The 20,522-nt window shown below is 48.6% G+C and carries 14 protein-coding genes; 4 read left to right on the forward strand and 10 right to left on the reverse strand.

What is annotated here, in order from left to right; translation table 11 throughout:
- Nucleotides 1–96 precede the first annotated feature (96 nt).
- From ACR9Y8_RS05060 to ACR9Y8_RS05070, 3 genes are all read right to left on the reverse strand, one after another.
- Nucleotides 97–1,998, reverse strand: coding sequence for a DNA topoisomerase IV subunit B (locus ACR9Y8_RS05060; protein WP_481212149.1), 1,902 nt, complete (start codon nt 1,996–1,998; stop codon nt 97–99).
- Nucleotides 1,999–2,772: 774 nt separating this feature from the next.
- Complete coding sequence (locus ACR9Y8_RS05065; protein ID WP_481212150.1) at nt 2,773–3,405, reverse strand: response regulator transcription factor; 633 nt, start codon at nt 3,403–3,405, stop codon at nt 2,773–2,775.
- Between the two features lie 88 nt (nt 3,406–3,493).
- Nucleotides 3,494–6,556 (reverse strand): sensor histidine kinase, encoded by a 3,063-nt coding sequence (locus ACR9Y8_RS05070; RefSeq protein WP_481212151.1) that lies wholly within the window; start codon nt 6,554–6,556, stop codon nt 3,494–3,496.
- A 155-nt stretch (nt 6,557–6,711) separates the two neighbouring features.
- Between ACR9Y8_RS05070 and ACR9Y8_RS05075 the strand changes: the two genes are divergently transcribed.
- The 4 genes from ACR9Y8_RS05075 to ACR9Y8_RS05090 all read left to right on the forward strand — a co-directional run bounded on the left by ACR9Y8_RS05075 (nt 6,712) and on the right by ACR9Y8_RS05090 (nt 11,573).
- The gene (locus ACR9Y8_RS05075; protein ID WP_481212152.1) at nt 6,712–7,746 is read left to right on the forward strand and encodes a WD40/YVTN/BNR-like repeat-containing protein; all 1,035 of its coding nucleotides are present in this window, start codon (nt 6,712–6,714) and stop codon (nt 7,744–7,746) included.
- A gap of 464 nt (nt 7,747–8,210) precedes the next feature.
- Complete coding sequence (locus ACR9Y8_RS05080) at nt 8,211–9,080, forward strand: hypothetical protein (RefSeq protein ID WP_481212153.1); 870 nt, start codon at nt 8,211–8,213, stop codon at nt 9,078–9,080.
- Nucleotides 8,984–10,603: a glycoside hydrolase family 31 protein gene (locus ACR9Y8_RS05085; protein WP_481212154.1), complete on the forward strand. Its 1,620-nt coding sequence runs from the start codon at nt 8,984–8,986 to the stop codon at nt 10,601–10,603. The genes ACR9Y8_RS05080 and ACR9Y8_RS05085 overlap by 97 nt, the downstream gene beginning before the upstream one ends.
- 589 nt (nt 10,604–11,192) lie before the next feature.
- Nucleotides 11,193–11,573: a KGG domain-containing protein gene (locus ACR9Y8_RS05090; protein WP_481212155.1), complete on the forward strand. Its 381-nt coding sequence runs from the start codon at nt 11,193–11,195 to the stop codon at nt 11,571–11,573.
- A gap of 177 nt (nt 11,574–11,750) precedes the next feature.
- On the opposite strand, the gene ACR9Y8_RS05095 is transcribed toward ACR9Y8_RS05090, so the two are convergent.
- The 7 genes from ACR9Y8_RS05095 to ftsY form a co-directional block, all read right to left on the reverse strand.
- Nucleotides 11,751–12,650 (reverse strand): DUF4382 domain-containing protein, encoded by a 900-nt coding sequence (locus tag ACR9Y8_RS05095; RefSeq protein WP_481212156.1) that lies wholly within the window; start codon nt 12,648–12,650, stop codon nt 11,751–11,753.
- Nucleotides 12,651–12,988: 338 nt separating this feature from the next.
- Nucleotides 12,989–13,753 (reverse strand): alpha amylase C-terminal domain-containing protein, encoded by a 765-nt coding sequence (locus ACR9Y8_RS05100; RefSeq protein WP_481212157.1) that lies wholly within the window; start codon nt 13,751–13,753, stop codon nt 12,989–12,991.
- Between the two features lie 95 nt (nt 13,754–13,848).
- On the reverse strand, nt 13,849–14,922 hold the full coding sequence (locus ACR9Y8_RS05105; RefSeq protein WP_481212158.1) for an alpha-amylase family glycosyl hydrolase: 1,074 nt from the start codon (nt 14,920–14,922) through the stop codon (nt 13,849–13,851).
- A 125-nt stretch (nt 14,923–15,047) separates the two neighbouring features.
- Nucleotides 15,048–16,760, reverse strand: coding sequence for a DEAD/DEAH box helicase (locus ACR9Y8_RS05110; protein WP_481212159.1), 1,713 nt, complete (start codon nt 16,758–16,760; stop codon nt 15,048–15,050).
- Between the two features lie 144 nt (nt 16,761–16,904).
- Nucleotides 16,905–18,212 carry a 30S ribosomal protein S12 methylthiotransferase RimO gene (rimO, locus tag ACR9Y8_RS05115; protein WP_481212160.1) on the reverse strand — a complete coding sequence of 436 codons (1,308 nt, stop codon included), beginning with the start codon at nt 18,210–18,212 and terminating at the stop codon, nt 16,905–16,907.
- 229 nt (nt 18,213–18,441) lie between these two features.
- Nucleotides 18,442–19,323: a cupin-like domain-containing protein gene (locus ACR9Y8_RS05120; RefSeq protein ID WP_481212161.1), complete on the reverse strand. Its 882-nt coding sequence runs from the start codon at nt 19,321–19,323 to the stop codon at nt 18,442–18,444.
- 171 nt (nt 19,324–19,494) lie between these two features.
- Complete coding sequence (ftsY, locus tag ACR9Y8_RS05125) at nt 19,495–20,457, reverse strand: signal recognition particle-docking protein FtsY (RefSeq protein ID WP_481212162.1); 963 nt, start codon at nt 20,455–20,457, stop codon at nt 19,495–19,497.
- Between the last annotated feature and the right edge of the window lie 65 nt (nt 20,458–20,522).

Here is a 20,522-nt window from a genome sequence, read left to right on the forward strand (position 1 = left end):
CTTGAATAATATTGTCACTTCTCACAACACTGCCATTTTAGGGGTTAACTTTTGATTAGAACACTTGAATTAAGATTATTAATTATTCATTATTAATTATTCATTAACAAGGTCCTTTTCATACCGCAGGTTGCTGATAATGAATTCCTGCCTGCTTTGGGTATTTTTACCCATATAATATTCCAGCAGTTTCTGGATATGCGTGTCTTTCGACAGGATGATCGGTTCTACCTTCATATCCTCGCCAATGAAACGGCCAAACTCCTCCGGGGAGATCTCTCCCAGCCCTTTAAAGCGGGTGATCTCCGGCTTGCTGCCCAGTTTCTTAATAGCTTGTTGTTTTTCTTCTTCTGTGTAGCAGTAAATGGTTTCCTGTTTATTACGCACCCGGAACAACGGCGTTTCCAGGATATATACGTGACCGTTCTTCACCAGGTCAGGGAAGAACTGCAGGAAGAAAGTGAGCAGTAAGAGACGGATGTGCATACCGTCCACATCGGCATCGGTAGCCACCACGATCTTATTATAGCGCAGGCCTTCCAGTCCTTCTTCTATGTTGAGAGCGTGCTGCAGCAGGTTGAACTCCTCGTTCTCATAAACGATCTTCTTGGTAAGGCCAAAGCTGTTCAGGGGCTTACCACGCAGACTGAATACCGCCTGTGTTTCCACGTTGCGGGATTTGGTGATGGAACCGCTGGCAGAATCGCCCTCCGTAATGAAGATCACAGATTCCAGTCTTTTGGCGTCCTGTTCCAGCTTGTCCTTTCCGCTTACTTCATCGTTGAGGTGGTAGCGGCAGTCGCGCAGCTTACGGTTATGCAGGTTGGCTTTCTTGGCTCTTTCATTAGCCAGCTTCTTGATGCCCGCCAGTTCCTTACGCTCACGCTCGCTCTGCTCGATGCGTTTCTTCATCGCTTCGGCCACAGCAGGATTGCGGTGCAGGAAATCATCCAGGTGTTTGCTCAGGAAGTCCAGCACAAAAGCCTTCATGGACGGACCATTTTCATATACCGTCAGTGAGCCGAGCTTGGTTTTGGTCTGCGACTCAAACACAGGCTCCTGCACCCTTACAGATATGGCAGCGCAAATAGAGGCGCGGATGTCTGTGGCATCGTAGTCTTTCTTATAGAAATCGCGAATGGTTTTCACAAATGCTTCGCGGAAAGCAGCCAGGTGCGTACCGCCCTGGGTGGTATGCTGTCCGTTCACGAAGGAGTAATATTCTTCCCCGTACTGGTTCTCGTGGGTGATGGCTACTTCAATATCTTCTCCTTTCAGATGGATAATGGGATAGCGCAGGTCCTCTTCAACGGTTTTGCGTTGCAGCAGGTCAAGCAACCCGTTCTTGGAAAGGTATTTCTGCCCGTTGAAGTTGATGGTAAGCCCAGCGTTCAGGAAGCAATAGTTCCATATCTGGTTTTCCAGGAACTCAGGGATATAATGATAGTTCTTGAAAACAGTATCATCCGGTATGAAGGTTACGATGGTGCCGTTGGGCTCATTGGTGGCGGCTTCCTTATGTTCTTTCGTCAGCACGCCGCGTTCAAACTCCGCTACTTTTACACGCCCGTCGCGAATGGACTGCACCTTGAAATAATTGGACAGGGCATTTACTGCTTTGGTACCCACCCCGTTCAAACCAACGGATTTCTGGAAAGCCTTGCTGTCGTACTTGGCGCCGGTATTGATCTTGCTCACCACATCCACCACCTTGCCCAGGGGAATACCGCGGCCATAGTCGCGCACGGTAACACTGTGCTCAGACACCTTGATATCCACCTGTTTACCAAAGCCCATGGTATGTTCATCTATACAGTTATCCACCACTTCTTTAATAAGGATGTAGATGCCGTCGTCCATGCTGGTGCCATCTCCCAACTTACCTATATACATACCCGGCCGGAGGCGAATGTGTTCCCGCCAGTCCAGGGAACGGATAGAATCTTCCGTATAGGCAGCAAAGAGGTCTTTCTTGTCCGTTTTATCTGTAATTGCCATAATATATATAATAACATTTTCAATAGGTGCTAACCCTGCCGATACTAAATCTTTTAGCAAAATCCGGCTGCTGGCAAAAATAAAGGATTCAGGCTATCATCCCAAGTATAAGTTTTCCATCCCCGCCTTTTTTCTTGCTTTTAAAAAGTTTTTTATGCAAAGTATACGTTATATGAGATATTTATCTATATTTACAGTCCTGGTTGCACACAAGTACAAAACTGTCCTAATTTATGAAAACACTATGCCTTTTGCTGCTCATGGTAGTGCTTTCTGTCGCGCTACTAGTTACATTTTTCGTTAATAGGGAACAACGCTCTATGAATCGTCTCGGAAATACTTTTACTGATCTGATCAGGAAATTTGATTCCTGGCAGATGATGAGGTAGATGGAAATCAGCCTTCAGCTATTAGCGCCTGGCTATTAGCAACAATCCTAACTAACTGAATACGAAGCACTAACTATTAACCTTTAACTAAAACCAACATGCTACCAGCATTTAGCTAAATGCCAACAGCTAAAAGCTAATAGCTTTCAAAAAGCCCTATACCTATGAAAACCGGTCTACTATTCAAACTAGCATGCCTGCTTATCGCAGCAATGGTCCTGTTCGTGCACTTAACCCGTAAAAACCTGGCTAAGTTGCGCGTGAAAAGCAAGTAATTGAGTGAAGAGTTACATGCTGTTCAATTACGCTGAATGCATAAGGCTGCATGCCGAACGCTCTCCTAACGGCGTTTAGCACTGGGCATTAAGTATTTGGCGTAATTGTTTTACCTGTTGTAGTACTTGTTGACCGCGTCTGTACGGCTTCTTACGTGCAGTTTTTCGTAGATATTGTGGACGTGCCTTCTCACCGTTTCTATGCTGATATAAAGATTGCTGGCGATCTCCTTATACAGGAAGCCTTTGGAAAGTTGGTCCAGGATCTCTTTTTCGCGGGAGGTCAGCGCCTCCAGTGCAGGGTTGGGTTTTGCCTGCTTCTGGAAATAAGCCACCACGCGGCGGGCTATCTGTGAGCTCATGGGAGAGCCGCCCTCATGAATTTCGCGTATCGCTTCCAGCAGTTCGCCCGGCGAGGTCTTTTTGAGAATGTACCCACTGGCGCCAGCTTCCAGCGCCTGGAAGATCTTGTCATCGTCCTCATACACCGTCAGCATCATAAATTGCATATCGGGAAATTCAGCCTTTAAGCGGGCGATACATTCAATGCCATTCATCCCACCGGGGAGGTTGAAGTCCATCAGGGCAACATTGGGTAACAAATGGGGGATTTGTTCCAGCGCAGTCTCTGCATTATTAAAGGCTCCGACACAGGCATAACCATCAGAACCATTTATCAGCAACTCCATGGCCGTACGGATATCATGGTTATCCTCCACGATGGCTACAGAAATAATATCCATACTGTCCTGGGATTTCTTTTTTGAGTACACAGTCATTGTCTTGGTCTTAGCGGTTACTTACACGAAAATGTTATTACGCAAAAGTAGATCAATTTAACGGGATATCTAGAAAAACTATCGTCCCGTTCTGGGAGGTGATATCCGCCTGGCCGCCTACCGCCTGCATCCGCTTCTGGATGTTCTTCAGGCCGTTGCCGAACAAACGTACTTTCTCCTGATCAAATCCTTTGCCATTGTCTTTTATCAATATGGTCATACTATGCTGCTGCATGGTCACCTCTATCATCACTTCAGACGCCTGGGCGTGCTTCACTACATTGTGTAGCGACTCCTTTACAGCCAGGTAAATATTACGGCGCGTTCCGCCGCTGAGTTTAACGTTCGGTATACTTTCGGGTATGGAAAACTGGTGCGTGATATGGGCATGTTCCAGGAAATCTGCTGCAAAACTGCGCATGTAAGCAATAAGGTTTTCCAGTGAGTCATTGGAAGAGTTCATAGCCCAGATGATCTCGCTCATCTTGTCTATCATCTCCCCCGCTGCCTCGGAGATACGTTCTATTTCGCGCGCCTGGGAAGGGTCTATCTTTTGCTTGGCAATTTCGCTCAGCAAACGTATGGTCGATAAGCCGGATCCGAGATCATCATGCATATCGCTGGAAATGCGCGCCCGCTCCTGGTCTACCGCCTGCTCCTTTTCCAGTTTCAGCTTCTCATGACGTATTTTGTAATCAAGATACAACGTAGAAAAATAATATGCAATGCCCAGTAACAGTAACAGCAATAAAAATCTGAACCACAATGATTGCCAGAACGGTATGCGTATAACAATCTCCAGCGTAGTGGGCGTTGCATTCCAGCGGTCGTCATTATTCGACGCCCTCACCTGGAAGGTATAAGTGCCCGGCCGCAGGTTGGTATAACGCGCCATTCGGAATGTACCCGCCTGTACCCAATCCTCATCCGCTCCTTCCAGCTTATACTGTACCTTGTTTTTCAGGGGATTGGTATACTCCAGCGGCACAAATTCTATAGCGATCGTGTTCTGGTTATAAGGTAATTCAATATGATGCAGCAGGGAAATGGCAGTATCAGATTCATAAGGCTTATCCAGTACCTCCATCCTTTTAATGATCACCTTGGGAACAAAAGGATTGTCCCTGAAATTGCGCGGGTAAAACCCATTCACGCCCCGGATACCACCGAAGAAAAGCTCACCGTCTACCGATTTAAAATAGGCGCCGGTGTTAAACTCATTGGACTGCAATCCATCTTCATGATTAAAGGTGGTAATGGTGTTGTCCACCGGGTTGATCTGCGACAGCCCCTTGTTATGGCTTACCCAGATACGGTCTTTATCGTCCAGCAGCACACCGTAGAAGTAATCATTTACAAGCGCCGGAAAATCATAGCTGTTGTAATGCTGCAGCTGGTTGTAATTGGCATCCAGTATAAACAGGCCCCTGGTAGTAGCCACCAGCAGCTGTTTATGGGCATTCTTATTAATGCTCTTTACCACGGTGCCTGTAGGCAGCGGTACGATCTTCCACCGCACATTGCCTACCTCTTTGGCGTACAGGGTAGCCTGCGTACCTACATACTGGTTACCCATGTAGTCTTCATAATAGCAGTTCAGGATCTCTCCCGGAAACCGGTGCACCAGCGAGGCCTTATACCCCTTGGTATCAGGACTGATAGACAAAAGGTACTCTCCATAATTAAAATACACCTCCCCGTTCACCCGTCTGAAAAGGAAAGGAGAGAAATAATCCCGCTGTTCCGGTAACCCCAGGCTGTCTACCACCGGTGTCAGGTTCTCAAACTTTTTGTTCTGTACGTTGAACAGGCCCAGGTATTTGCCCTCGAAATGCATCCACAGGTATTTGTAGTTTTCCCTGCAGATCGCATCGATGGTATTGACGGTGAAATGGTTCTTATCCGCAAAGTCGGAGATCCGTTCCAGGAAACGGCCGCCCTCTTCATATATATCCAGCCCGTCGCGCCAGAGGCCTACATACAGCTTACCGTCGTCATGCTTGTACATAGACCGCACCATGTTATGCGTAATGAAAGGGGAACGGTACAGGTTAAACACTTTCTTGTGCGGAGAATATTTCTTGATGCCGTCGCCATTGGTGCCTACCCACATATTGTCTGCCGCATCGCGGTACAGGTAGCGCACATTGTTCAGGGACCGGGTCTCAAATGTATTGAAAGTAGTGATGTGCTGCAGGATCTCGTTGCGGCGGATGCTGTATATCAGTACACCGTCGCTCCCCCCTATCCAGATGTTCCCGTCATGATCCTCTTCCATTACCACCGGTTCAAAGGGCTCTCCCTTGTCTTCAAAGGGAAGGTCGGTATACTTATGCTGTTTTTTATTGAATACTACGATATGCCCCGGACTGGCAATGATCATGGAATCGGCATTCAGGTTACGCATCACGGGGTACTCTCCGATCACCGGCAGACAATAGGTGGCCAGCCGGAGGTTTTTCGTGTTCAGGGCCAGCAGCTCTCCCGGCTCAAAGTTCATCCAGATCTGCGAGCCGTCCATAATAATATCCCGGGGCACCAATCCGCGTTTAGACACCTGCGGCGGATACAGGATGATCCGCTTGATGGCGTAGCTCCGGTTATCCAGGGCGTATAAGCCCTTCAGCGGGCGCCATACCCACAAGCTGTTGCTGGCGGTATCCTCCCCGAGGATCTTGAATTTAACGCTCCAGTCGCGCTCCCGCTCATTAATATAGGAGCTGTCTTCCAGTACCATACGAAAGGTGTTACGGTAAGGATCATATACGCTGAGGCCGTTATTATGGGCCAGCAATAACTGCTGGCGGCTGTTCTTAAAAAAACTGTAGCCCTTATATCCCTTCAGGTCAAAACGGTTGATCACCGCCCTTACCCCGCTGGAGCTATTGGCTACCAGATTGCCTTTACCCTCTCCCTTATTGTTCTGTTCGCTGGTTTTGAAGCGGTATTCATTAAATACATAACCATCGAAACGGTTCACGCCGTCGCGGTTGGCTATCCACATAAAGCCTTGACTATCTTGGATAATATCGCTTACAAAACTCTGAGAAAGACCATCATTTACGCTATATGCATCGAAATTATACCGCCCCTCCTGTGCGAATAGGGAGTTCATTGCAAAAACAAATACACAAAGCAGCTGCAGTCCTTTTCTTATCTGGGATGGTAAATAGCGCACTGATGCAGGTTAGTTATTTGCAAATATATAAATCCGCATCACACTTTTGAATGATTTTGTAATTTTCTTGCTCACTAACAGACTGTATATAAATGAGCAAGACAGGCTTCCTTTATCTTTTATTCTGCTGCGGTGCGCTTTTATCGTCACAAGCTCAACAGAATCAATACCAAAAGTATAGCATTCACGAGCTCAGCAGGGGGCATCTGAAAAGTATCCGGGGCATGAGTGTGGTGTCTGAAAAACTGGTTTGGGTGTCCGGTACAGGGGGTATGGTGGGTAAAAGCAGGGATGGCGGACAGCATTGGCAATGGACCCAGGTACCCGGCTGCGACAGCTGCGACTGGCGGGATATTGAGGCGTTCAATGACCGGGAAGCCCTGGTGATCAATGCCGGGGAACCAGCCCATATCTTCCGCACGACAGATGGTGGAACCACCTGGGAACGGGTTTATTTTAACGATACCAAAGGGATTTTCTTTGATGGGATGGATTTCCGTAACACGAAAGAGGGTTGGGCCATCGGCGATCCGCTGGAAGGGCGGTTCACCATTATTTATACAAAAGACGGCGGCAGGCACTGGACGCCAGCTACGGATGCCCCGGCGGCCTATAAAGGCGAAGCGATCTTCGCTGCCAGTGGCACCAGCCTCCGCTCCCTTCCCGGGCAGGCAGACTGCTTTGTAACCGGCGGCGACACCGCCCGTTTCCTGAAATACCAGCACCAGCAATGGACCTCTTTCGCGCTGCCCATGATCCAGGGCAATGCCAGCTCCGGGCCTTTCTCCCTGGCTTTCCTCGACGCCCGCAAGGGTGTAGCAGTGGGTGGCGATTACCGCAATGATACCCTGCGCAGGCAGAACTGCTTGCTCACTTCAGATGGCGGTCAAACCTGGACCTACCCTATTGTACCACCTTCCGGCTTTCGTTCAGGCCTTAGCTGGGCGGGTACGCGGCTATTGATAGCTACCGGCACTTCGGGAACGGATGTTTCTGCGGATGGTGGGCTTCACTGGCAGCTGATCAGCAAAGAGGGGTTTCATGTAGTGCAAAGTGACCCTAAGGGCAAGGCGGTTTACCTGGCAGGATCAGATGGACGTATAGCACGTTTGGTGGGTGTGGAGTAACATAATATTATTTTCGCTGCCTTCTCCTTGCTCTCTCCATGCTTTCTCCATGCTTTCTCTATGCTTTTGGTATGCTTCGAAGCTTTTGGGTAAAATAGTATCATATTGGCTTAACCGACTGTCTTCCAGGCTTCCCTGGTATAAGTATAGCACGAAATATCCAAACTAGGAATATTATAAATTAATTATCTATGCAGTGAATTTATCAGAAACAAAAACGGTGCACAGGACATTGTGCACCGCTTACTGAGGACAAATAGGTTAAAGCAAAAAAGTACGTTTCGAAATAAATTTAACAAGTATTTGATATTTTTCCGGGCAGATTTAGCCAACACATCATTTTAACAGGTGAACGCCGGATTAACCATGTCCAACGTGAAAAAGCTGTGGTCACATCTTTTTTTTTAATTTAGATGATGTGTGCCAGGGCTACGAAGAAAGATTGGATTTTTTAAAAGCGAATTATGCAAGTTACCAGCTCGTCGAGTAAATATTCCGTTAAACACTATCCTGACGCAGTCAGGAAATGGCAGAAAGAAGGCAACTACTTCTATTTTCATACAGCAGAAACTATTTTGGAAGTAAGGATCATTTCAGACAAAATTGTCCGCTTCCGTTATGCCGCCGACGGCAAATTTCAACGTGATTTCTCCTACGCTATCAATCCCCGGATGGATGAGTCGCCCGTTAATTTCGGGATCCGTGAATTTGAAGAGGTGTTTGAGATCTATACCGATGCCATCCGTATCTGGGTGGCGCGGGACAACCTTCGCCTGACCATCACAGATATAGAGGGCCGCATCATCAACCAGGACGAAATGGGCTTCCACTGGCAGCATTACCTGCTGAAAGGCGGCAAGATCGTTTACTGCAGCAAGCAGATCCAGGAAGGCGAATGCTTTTATGGACTGGGTGATAAGCCTACCGACCTCAACCTGCGGGGCAAACGCCTGGAGAATTACGGCACGGATGCATATGGCTTCCAGAAAGACACCGATCCGCTGTACCGCAATATTCCTTTCTACTACGGCCTTCACCACGGTATCGGGTACGGTATTTTCTTCGACAATACCTTCCGCACCCTGTTTGACTTTGGCCACGAAAGAGAGGATGTATGCAGCTTCTGGGCCAGGGGCGGCGAAATGAACTATTACTTCATGTACGGTCCGGAGCTGTTGCAGGTGGCCGAAGCTTATACCAAAATAACCGGTACGGCAGAGCTCCCCCCTTATGGGCTTTGGGTTATCAGCAATGCCGCTGGAGCTACTACCCGGAGAAACGGGTACGTGAGATCGCCGCTGAATTCCGCAAAAGGCAGATCCCCTGTGACGTGATCCACCTCGATATTGACTATATGGACGGGTTCCGCTGCTTTACCTGGAGCAAGGAAGCATTCCCCAATCCACCGGCCATGATCAAAGACCTGGATGCCCAGGGCTTCAAGGTAGTAGTGATCATAGATCCGGGCATTAAATCAGACCCGGATTATGATATCTATAAACAGGGCATGGAACGCGACTTCTTCTGCAAACGGGCAGACGGCGCCCTCATGGAGGGCGATGTGTGGCCGGGCAAATGCGTGTTCCCTGACTATACCGATCCGAAAGTACGTGAGTGGTGGAGCAGCCTTTTCAAAAGCCTTGTAGAATCAGGCGTAAGAGGGGTGTGGAATGATATGAACGAGCCCGCCGTATTTGAAATGGGCACCTTCCCGGAAGACGTTCGCCACGACTATGACGGAGAGGATGTGAGCCACCGTAAGGCGCACAACATCTACGGTCACCTCATGAGCAAGGCTACGGCAGCCGGTTTACAGAAATACCTGATGCCTAACCGCCCCTTCGTGATCACCCGTTCCTGCTATGCAGGCGCCCAGCGCTGGGCTTCCGTGTGGACGGGCGATAACGTGTCTGAATGGGATCACCTGTGGCTGGCTAACGTACAATGCCAACGCCTGTCGGTATCCGGGATCTCCTTCGCGGGCAGCGATATCGGGGGCTTTATTGGCGAGCCGGATGGCGAGCTGTATACCCGCTGGATCCAGCTGGCCGCCTTCCATCCGCTGATGCGCACCCACTCTGCCAGCAATGAAACCGGCTTTAACCAGGAGCCCTGGAGCTTTGGCAGCAAATACGAATTTATCTGTAAACGCTTTATACAACTGCGGTACCGCCTGTTGCCCTACCTGTATACCACTTTCTGGCAATACCACCAGTATGGCACACCTATGCTGCGCCCACTGGCCTTCGTAGCCCAGCAGGACCCGCAAACCTATAACCGCTCGCATGAGTTCATGCTGGGGGATGCATTGCTCATCAGTCATGTAGACGCGCCGGGTGTAAAAGAAAAAGAAGTATACCTGCCTGCAGGGCGCTGGTACTACTTTTTCAGCGACGAGGCCTATGATGGCGGGCAGCTGATCAGGATACCCACGCCTTTGGATGAAATGCCGCTGTTCGTAAAGGCAGGTTCCGTGCTGCCCAACTATCCTGCTATCCAGTATGTAGGCGAAAAGCCGATCGACGAGATGATCCTGAACGTTTACTACAGCGATCAGCACACCAGCAGCACACTCTACGAAGACGCCGGAGACCACTACGGTTATAAGAACGGACAATCCAATATCATCCGCTTTAAACAGGTGTCTGACAAACAGCAATTCCGTCTTAAGAAGCGATTCTCTGGCGATTTCCAGGCTTCCTACAAAAAGCACCGGGTACAGGTGCATGGCCTGCCCTTCCAGCCTACAGAATGTGTGGTAGATGGCAAGGTATACAAGCTGAATGCGCGCAACTTCGCAGTAGGGATCGTGAAAGTAGTGGTGGAAAGAAAATTCGAGGAACTTATTATAAGATAGTTGTCAGTTGTCAGTCGTCAGTTGACTGTTATCAGTTGTCAGTTGACAGTTATCAGTTGACAGTTGTCAGTACCGGTTACTAGTGACTGATGGCTGACAACTGACAACTGATAACTGATAACTGTCAACTAAAAAAAAGGGCACTAACAGATGGATATCTTAGTGCCTTTTCATAACCTATGCCAACTTTAGAGTTTCGTCAAAAGTAAGTTGATTCCCCCTACAGGCAAAGCTTTGCAGCCGTCAAAGGCTAAAATGAATAAAATGAACAGCGTGAATAGTGGAGAATGGAAAATGGATAATGAACAGTACAGACCATGGCTCCCTCACCTATTCTTTATCAACTATAGCGCCAGAGCTATCAATCCGGGTACATAGTACTAATAATGCCACAACAAGGTGTGGATATTTTCTCTACACTGTAGAACCAGATACCCGGTATACCCCCCTCCCCATTCTTTCTCTATATATAATACCACCTTACAATACGAAGTCGTCCATGGCACAGTCCTTGTTCCCCTACTCCCGGTAAGCGCTTATATTTTTCTGTGAACGGAAACTATTTTCAAAAACATTAAAACTTGATGTTATGACAATGCAAAGCAGCCACTCGGCCCAGGAAGCAGCAACCTGGCAAAACGTTGTCGCCAATGAAGACCCCCAGGTACAGGACAACAACACAACTGAATCGGAAAAAGACACACAGCAGTCTGGCCGCCGTAAGGGTTTACGGGGTTTTGCAGCTATGGACGGCGAAAAGCAACGCGCTATCGCCAGTATGGGGGGCCGTGCCGCTCACCAGCAAGGGGTTGCCCATGAGTTTTCTTCAGACGAAGCTCGCATGGCTGGAAAAAAAGGTGGTGAGGCTGTAAGCCGTAACCGCGAACATATGGCTGCCATTGGCAAGAAAGGCGGTGAAGCAGCCCACGGGCGCAGACGCCAACGCCAGGAAAGCCAGCAATCAATGTAATAGTCACCCATTGAACCACTGAAAGTTTAAGGCCACCAGGTCACAAAGTTCGGATCAGCAGATCACGGGCCTTGTGATCTGTTGGTTTTTGCATTTATATCTGTCCGGTAACCGGTAAAAAAAGAGGTACAGGACCAATGCCCTGTACCTCCTGTAAAGTGAACGGATGATATTGTCTTATTTCCTGAGGATAATTTTTCCTAATTCTGTATTCCTGTTACGTTCTACGGTGATGTTGGTGAGCGTAGTATCCTGGTAACCATTGGAACCATTCACAAATACCTTATAAGTGCCGGCTTTCAGGCCACGTACCTTAAACTGTCCGTCTATCCAGGGCAGCGCAAATCCGGTATCCTTGTCGTTATACACGCTGATCACCGGCCACGCAGCCATCGGGCTAACCTTACCGGATACACTACCCGTCGCTTTCAGGGTAAACACCCTTATCACCGGTTTCAGTATGAACTTGCCATCCCATACTTTTACGATCGAACGATCCAGGTCAAAGTCCAGCCACAAACGGAAATCACCGCTGGCCAGTTCATCCCAGTCGTCGCTACGCAGTTTGATAATGATCTTCACCTGTCCGGAAGGTGATTTCAGCGGATATTTAACGCTGTCTTTCACCAGCGAGTTATTGTTGCCCAGCGTAATACGGATCTTCTTTACAACGCCTTTGGGAACAAAACCACCGGCCAGTAAAGTATCAGCACCATTTCTTAAAGAGAGGATATCATACACGCCGGGACGAATACCCAGCGAGTCCCAGGCCTGACAGGAATCCCGGTCATCACGGCGGTCTTCACCCCACCAGCAACGGCCCGCGCCACTCCAGTCATCATGATCATCATCATCATTTTTATCCCGGGCACAGGTGTCCACCAGTACTTCTACTTTGCGGATATCCAGGTATACGTTATCAAAAAACCCTGGATTGTCCGACATGTAGATGCTCAGCTTTTGCTGGTTGCCGGAAGGGTCTGGAGTAGAATTGTCTTTATTACAGGCATATACTACGAAGGCAATCAGGGCCAAAAATACCAGCGGCCATCTCAGGTTCCGGAGGTAGCTCTTCATAAATGAATGGTTTTTAGTGATTATTGAATTTATGTGTTTGGAAAGCGTACTTGGCAAGCATACACATTAGATATGGCGCATATAAAACGATCCTCCCCGCTATTATTTCATCTTTGAAACGCGCTATACTTGGATGGGAACTGTTAAGGAAAGTTTAAAGGCGGTAAAATTTTTTCGGGGAAGAGGGAGGGACAATTATAGTCGTAAGTCGTAAGTCGTTAGTCGTTAGTCGTAAGTCATTAGTCGTTAGTATAAACCGAATCTACTAATGACTAACAACTTACGACTAACGACTTACGACTAACGACTTACGACTAACGACTTACGACTATTAAACCTCAGATCTGTTTTATAACACTTATGCCTAATGGAGGCACTCTTAATGTAATAGTATATTCTTTTCCGTTATACTCCTGTTTATTAGCTACTATCGGCGCGGTGTTCACTACACCGCTGCCGTAAAAGCGCGGATCATCACTGTTCAGTATCTCTTTCCAGGTACCGGGTATGGGTATGCCCAGTATATATTCTTCCCTTGCCACGGGCGTCATATTCAGCACTATGATCAGGTTATCGGCGATAGTAGCGCCCTTACGCATATAGACCAGCACACTGTTCTCATAATCACTGGCATTGATCCATTCAAAGCCCTCGGGGTCAAACTGCTTCAGGTATAATGCCGGTTCGGATCTATACAGGTGGTTCAGCTCTTTTACAAACCGTTGTGCACCCAGATGGGTAGGATGCTCCAGCAGATTCCAGTTCAGCTCCGACTTGAAATTCCATTCCTGCGTTTCTCCAAACTCGTCACCCATGAATAAGAGCTTGGTGCCCGGGTGCGTGAACATATAACCATACATCAGGCGCAGGTTGGCAAATTTCTGCCAGTCATCCCCCGGCATCTTATACACCATTGGAGATTTTCCGTGCACTACTTCATCATGGCTCAGGGGCAGCATGAAATTCTCGCTGAAGGCGTACATGATGCTGAAGGTAAATTCATCCTGGTGCCACTTGCGGTGCAGCGGGTCTTTCTTGAAAAACGACAGTGTGTCGTTCATCCAGCCCATCATCCACTTCATACCAAAACCAAGGCCTCCCATAAAAGTGGGGCGCGATACCCCGTAGAAAGAGGTAGACTCTTCCGCGATGGTCTGCGTATCAGGGAACAGGTGATAAACCCTTTCATTCAGGTGCTTTAAGAAAGCGATTGCCTCCAGGTTCTCCCTCCCCCCTGTTCATTCGGCATCCATCCCCCGGCATTACGCGAGTAATCCAGGTGAATCATGGATGCCACTGCATCTACGCGCAGGCCGTCCAGGTGGTATTTATCCAGCCAGTAAATAGCGTTGCTCAGCAAAAAGCTCTTCACCTCGTTACGGCTGTAGTTGAAGATATAGCTGTTCCAATCCGGGTGGTAGCCCTTGCGCATATCCGCATACTCATACACATGCGAGCCGTCAAAGCGGTACAGGCCGTGTGCATCATAAGGGAAATGTGATGGCACCCAGTCCAGTATCACCCCGATGCCTTCATGATGAAAGGCATCCACCATCGCCATGAAATCCTGCGGCGTACCGTAGCGGGAAGTAGGGGCATAATAGCCGGTTTGCTGGTATCCCCACGAACCGTCAAAGGGGTGCTCCCCTACTGGCATTAATTCAACATGGGTAAAGCCCATCTCTTTTACATAGGGCGCCAACATCGCTGCTATTTCGCGGTAAGAATAGAACAGCTCATGGTTATTGGGATCCGGGCGCCGCCAGGAGCCAAGATGTACCTCGTATACGGAAAAGGGGCTTTGCAGGCTGTTGTGCTGGTGCCGCTTTTCCATCCATTTCTTATCCTTCCAGTGATAATCCAGCTGCCAGGTAATGGAAGCCGTTTTGGGCCGCTGTTCCCAGTACAGGGCAAAAGGGTCTCCTTTGAACAGCTCCTCTCCAGACTTTGCGCGGATGAAATATTTGTACAAAGCGCCCTTTTTCACCTCGGGAATAAATCCCTCCCAGATACCGGAATGGTCCCAGCGCGGTAACAGCGTATGAGAATACCGGTCCCAGTCGTTAAAGTCGCCCATAACAGACACGTAGGCGGCATTGGGCGCCCATACGGCAAAATAAGTTCCCTGCACCTCTTCGTACTCCAGTGCATGTGCACCGAACTTTTCATATAGGCGTTCATGTGTGCCTGCCTGGAACAATTCAATATCTTTCGCGGAAAACAGCGAGAAAGCCACAACAGGTGACAGTGAGCGGTTTGGTTCTGTAGACATCAGCTTACCGGATTACAGTTTTTCAGTTTGGGGAAATAGCCGTTATTTTCAGATGGAAAATAACGAAAAAGTCCTCCCGGCTACACCAGGAGGACTTTTTATTTTTCTGTGTCCCTGTCAGGGGATCAATATCTCTTTTTGAAACCAGGCCTGGGCGCACTGCTGTACCTTCTGCCGCCTTCCTCACGGGGAGGGCGACCGCCACCGCCACTACGGCGTTTATCTCCATCCTGCGACATTTCGATACGTACGCTGCGGCCATTGTATTCAGCTTTTTTAAACACTTGTACAAATTTCTCCACCACATCATTCTCCACTTCGAAGAAGGAATATACGCCTTTCAGGTCAATACGGCCTATCTTATTACCCCTAACTCCGCTGGTGTCACACAGGTATCGCAACATATCGCCGCGGGTAAAATCATCCACAGAGCCCAGGTTAATGAACAGGCGGGTGAATTTACCGGTACCGCGGTTGCTCATTGTATTTCCCTCGTAAGTACGTCTTTCCTCTTTCACATTCAGGTCAGGTGCATCCTGGTAGTATTCCAAAAACTCGTTGAATTCCAGCGAAGCAAAGCGCTTGATCAGCTCTTCCTTGCTCATAGCTGCAAATTCTTCGTATATACGCTCCAGGTAGGGCTCGATCTGTTCTTCGTTAACCGTCACATTGTGGATCTTGTGCACCAGGCCAAACAGCTGCTTTTCACATACTGCAAAACCATCCGGCACCTCTGCCTTTGTGAACTTCTTGCCGATCACTCTTTCTATCTGCCTGATCTTTCCAATATCCCTACCGGTAATGATAGCAATTGATATGCCTGATTTACCAGCACGGGCTGTACGTCCGCTGCGGTGGGTGTAGTTCTCTACATCATCCGGCAGTTCGTAGTTGATCACGTGCGTTACATTGTCCACATCTATACCGCGTGCAGCCACATCGGTGGCTACCAGCACCTGTATGGACCTTTCACGGAAACGCTTCATCACTTTATCACGCTGCTGCTGGGTAAGGTCGCCGTGCAGTGCATCGGCATTATAACCGTCGCGGATCAGGGATTCTGCGATCTCCTGTGATTCTATTTTGGTACGGGTAAAAATGATGCCGAATATCTCCGGGTTGTAATCCACAATACGCTTCAGTGCGGCATATTTTTCACGGGGGCGTACCACGTAATATTCATGTTCAATATTGACGTTACCACTGTTCTTGTTACCCACGGTCAGCTCAAAGGGATTGGTCATATAGTTCTGCGCTATACGGCGAACCTCCTGCGGCATGGTGGCAGAGAACAACCAGGTGGTCTTGCCTTGCGGGGTTTTTGATAAGATGTTATTGATATCTTCCTGGAAACCCATGTTCAGCATTTCATCCGCTTCATCCAGTACTGCGTAGCGCACCTGGTCAAAATTGATAGCGCCGCGTTCTATAATATCCAGCAGCCTGCCCGGGGTAGCTACCACAACATGCGCGCCTCTTTTCAGTTCGCGCAGCTGCTGTACAATGCTAGCTCCGCCATAAACGGCTACCACGCTAAGATCTCCCAGGTACTTGCTGAAATTCTTCAGATCATTGGTTATCTGCAGGCATAGCTCGCGGGTAGGGCATAATATCAGCCCTTGCGGTTGCCTGCGTTTAATGTCCAGTTGTTGCAATAAAGGCAGGCCAAATGCTGCCGTCTTCCCGGTCCCTGTTTGTGCCAGGCCCACAAAATCCCTGTCGCCGGACAGTAATACAGGTATCGCTTTTTCCTGTATGGGCGTAGGTGCAACAAATCCCAGGTCCAGGATTCCTTTCAGAATGGGCTCTTGTAAGCCCAGTGATTCAAATGTAGTCATTGATTTGCTTTAACAGGCTCCGTCCGGAGCCCTTGTATTTTTTTGTGCTGAACGCTCAGTGCTTAACGCCAAACGCTCTGTGTGTTTTCCATATACTGCAGCAGCAACGGACCGCCTCAGCGTTTAGCGTGCTGCTTTCAGCGTTTATACTAATTCTCCTTCAAGGTCGTAATCAAACGCCTTGGTGATCCTTACGTGTACAAAGTCGCCTGGTTGCAGACGCTTGCTGGTATTGATGATCACTTCGTTATCTACCTCTACGGAGTCAAATTCAGTTCTTGCCAGGTAACGGCCGGATTCTTTCTTATCCACGATCACCTTAAAGACCTTGCCGATCATTTCCTGGTTCTTTTCGTAAGATATTTCCTGCTGTACTTCCATGATCTCCTGTGCCCTTCGCTCCTTTTCCTCAGCCGGTATATTATCTTCCAGGCCATAGGCGCTGGTGCCTTCTTCATGGCTGTAGGTAAAGATACCTACGCGGTCAAAGCGCATGGCTTCCAGGAAACGTTTCATCTCTTCCACGTCCTCCAGCGTTTCGCCGGGGAAACCGGTAATGAGCGTGGTACGCAGACAAATACCCGGTACCTTTTCACGGATAGCATGGATAAGGTCTTCCATTTCGGTGCGGGTGATCTGCCTTTTCATGGCTTTCAGCATATTATCAGCTGCGTGCTGCAAAGGCATATCCAGGTAGTTGCAGATGTTGGAGTGCTCACGCATTACGTCCAGCACATCCATCGGGAACTTGTGCGGGTATGCGTAGTGCAGCCGGATCCATTCCAACCCGGGTACTGCGGCCAGCGCCTTGAGCAGCTCGGCCAGCTTGCGCTCCTTATACAGGTCCAGGCCATAATAGGTCAGCTCCTGTGCGATCAGCATCACCTCTTTGACGCCGAAACGCACCAGCTTCTTCGCTTCCTCTACGATCGCTTCAATTGGCTTGGATACATGCCCGCCCCGCATCAGGGGAATGGCGCAAAAAGAGCAGGTACGGTTACAGCCCTCGGATATTTTCAGGTAGGCATAATGCGCAGGGGTACTTAAAAGGCGTTCACCCAGCAGCTCTGCTTTATAGTCCGCGTCAAATTTCTTTAGTATCAGCGGCAGTTCCATTGTTCCGAACCAGGCGTCTACACCGGGTATCTCCTGTTCCAAATCGCCGCGGTAACGTTCGCTCAGGCAGCCGGTCACATATACTTTGTCCAGCCGGCCCCTTTGCTTCAGTTCCACCTGCTCCAGGATGGTGTTGATAGACTCTTCCTTGGCCTTGTCGATAAAGCCGCAGGTATTCACCACTACAATGTTATGGTCTTTCTTTTCACTTTCGTGAACCACATCAATGTCATTGGCTATCAGCTGTCCGCTGAGGACCTCTGAATCCACCATATTCTTGGAACATCCTAATGTAATAATATTGACCTTGTCTTTCTTTAAAGTTTTTGTCTTCATTTGCCGGTTGGGTTACCGCCACGAAGACAATTAAGACACGAACAAATAAAAACAGCAGACTTACTGTATGTGACTTAGCCTTAGTGGGGGCTTATATGAGAAGGTGCAAAATTAACAAAAAAAATTCACAATTAATAACTAATAAAGAATAATCATTACATAAAGACATCAGCGTCAGGCAAGACGCCCTTCGGGCCTCACAATGACGCGACTTCCATCAATTTGTTAACTATTCGTTACTAATCGATTCCAGCAAACGTTCCGCCTTGCGGTGGGCAGCCCGGCGCTTGTAGTAATACCACCATTGCGGCGCCAGCTTAATGAGGAGGTTATTCATTCCCCGCAGTCCTACGATGTGGTACAAGCCGTTCAGCTTCCCGCTGAGGCTCTGATCAAGCGCCCGAAGGCTCATGGCAAAGCCGCTATCCATATACTCCATGTGGTGCCAGTAACCGCCCGGCATAAAAAGCGTATCCCCATGCTCCAGGATGGCCGTATAACCGTTGGCGTATTCCAGTGCCGGGAACTGTTGCGTGTCCAGTGCCTGGTGCCAGTTCACAAAACTGGCTGCGCTTTCAACGGTGAATGGCATGCGGTAAATGTAGGGCGACTGCTTGTTCTCCAGCAGCAATACCCGTTTGCGGCCCAGGAACTGGGTGTGAAAGATGTGCGAAAGGTCAATGTCATAATGCATATGGGCTACCGAACCGGCGCCGCCCACGAAAAGCATGGGGTACTTTTTGAGCAGGCCTTTTACCAGGTGGTCTGGCCAGGTAAAATCCTTTGTGATCTCCGGGGCATGCTGGAAGATATTGAAGAGAAAGATGCGCAGGGTCACCGGTCCCCGCTGTATCATATCCAGGTAGTCGCCAAACCTGATGTAATCGTCCGCCCCGTTTACCGGCGTACCGGCGCTGGCCCTTTCATTGTTGTAAACTCCTACTGTTTGCTGGCCGACAATGGATTTAAAGTAATCCCAGGTCCATTTCTCCCGGGCAGGCCACCCGGCACTTAAGCTGGTAATGACCACTGGTTTACGTGGCTCATAATACTGCTTTCTGAATGCTTCCGGTGTTATCTTTTCAACTCTGTCTATAGTGGTAATATGCATATAAACGAATTGTGATGATATAAGCGGGTAAGGGTAAAACAAGAACTACGATACCAAATTTATAAAAAAAGGAGTTACAGTAAATAATACAAAGAACTTAGGCCCAACGCCTTATAACGTTGAAACCACTTTAATGGAATTTACATACAGCAACGGCAATATTGCTGAAAATCAGCCTTTTATGTTGAACAGCGAATCTACAAATTCCTCTTTATCAAAGATTTGCAGATCTTCCATTTTCTCGCCGATGCCAATGTATTTTACAGGAATTTTAAACTGGTTGGCGATGGCCAGTACTACCCCGCCTTTAGCGGTGCCATCCAGTTTAGTGATAGCCAGGGAAGTTACTTCTGTAGCAGCTGTGAACTGTTTTGCCTGTTCCAGTGCATTCTGACCCGTAGAGCCGTCCAGCACCAGCAATACCTCATGGGGCGCATCCGGCACTACTTTTTTCATAACGCGCCTGATCTTGCTCAATTCATCCATCAGGTGGGCCTTGTTATGCAAACGGCCGGCAGTATCAACAATGATAACATCCACATTCCTGGCCACTCCGCTCTGTACGGTATCAAAAGCCACTGCACCGGGGTCAGAGCCCATCTGCTGCTTTACGATCGGTACCCCTGCCCGCTCGCTCCAGATAGTCAGCTGGTCTACCGCCGCCGCCCTGAAGGTATCCGCAGCGCCTAACAATACAGATTTCCCTGCCTTTTTGAAATTATAGGCCAGTTTTCCGATGGTGGTGGTCTTACCAACACCGTTTACACCTACCACCATGATCACGTAGGGTTTCTTACCCTCCGGCAACTCGAAATCACGGAAACCGCTATCAGGCGCATCCACCAGGATTGCTGCAATCTCTTCTTGCAGTAGCCTGTTCAATTCACTGGTTCCCAGGTATTTATCTTTTGCCACGCGTTGCTCTATCCGCTCTATTATCCGTATAGTAGTATCTACGCCAACGTCTGCTGACACCAGCGCTTCTTCCAGGTTATCCAGCACCTCGGTGTCTACGGTTGACTTACCCGCGATAGCTTTACCTATCTTGGACAGAAAGCTTTCTTTGGTCTTCTGTAGCCCCTGGTCCAGGCTCTCTTTCTTCTCCCGGGAAAATAGTTTATTGAAAAAGCTCATAATAATAGTTTTGATCCACAGTCTATAGTTCCAGATCCATGCTATTCCTTTATATGAAAATAATA

Source organism: Chitinophaga sp. SVR4-12A, assembly GCF_056754765.1.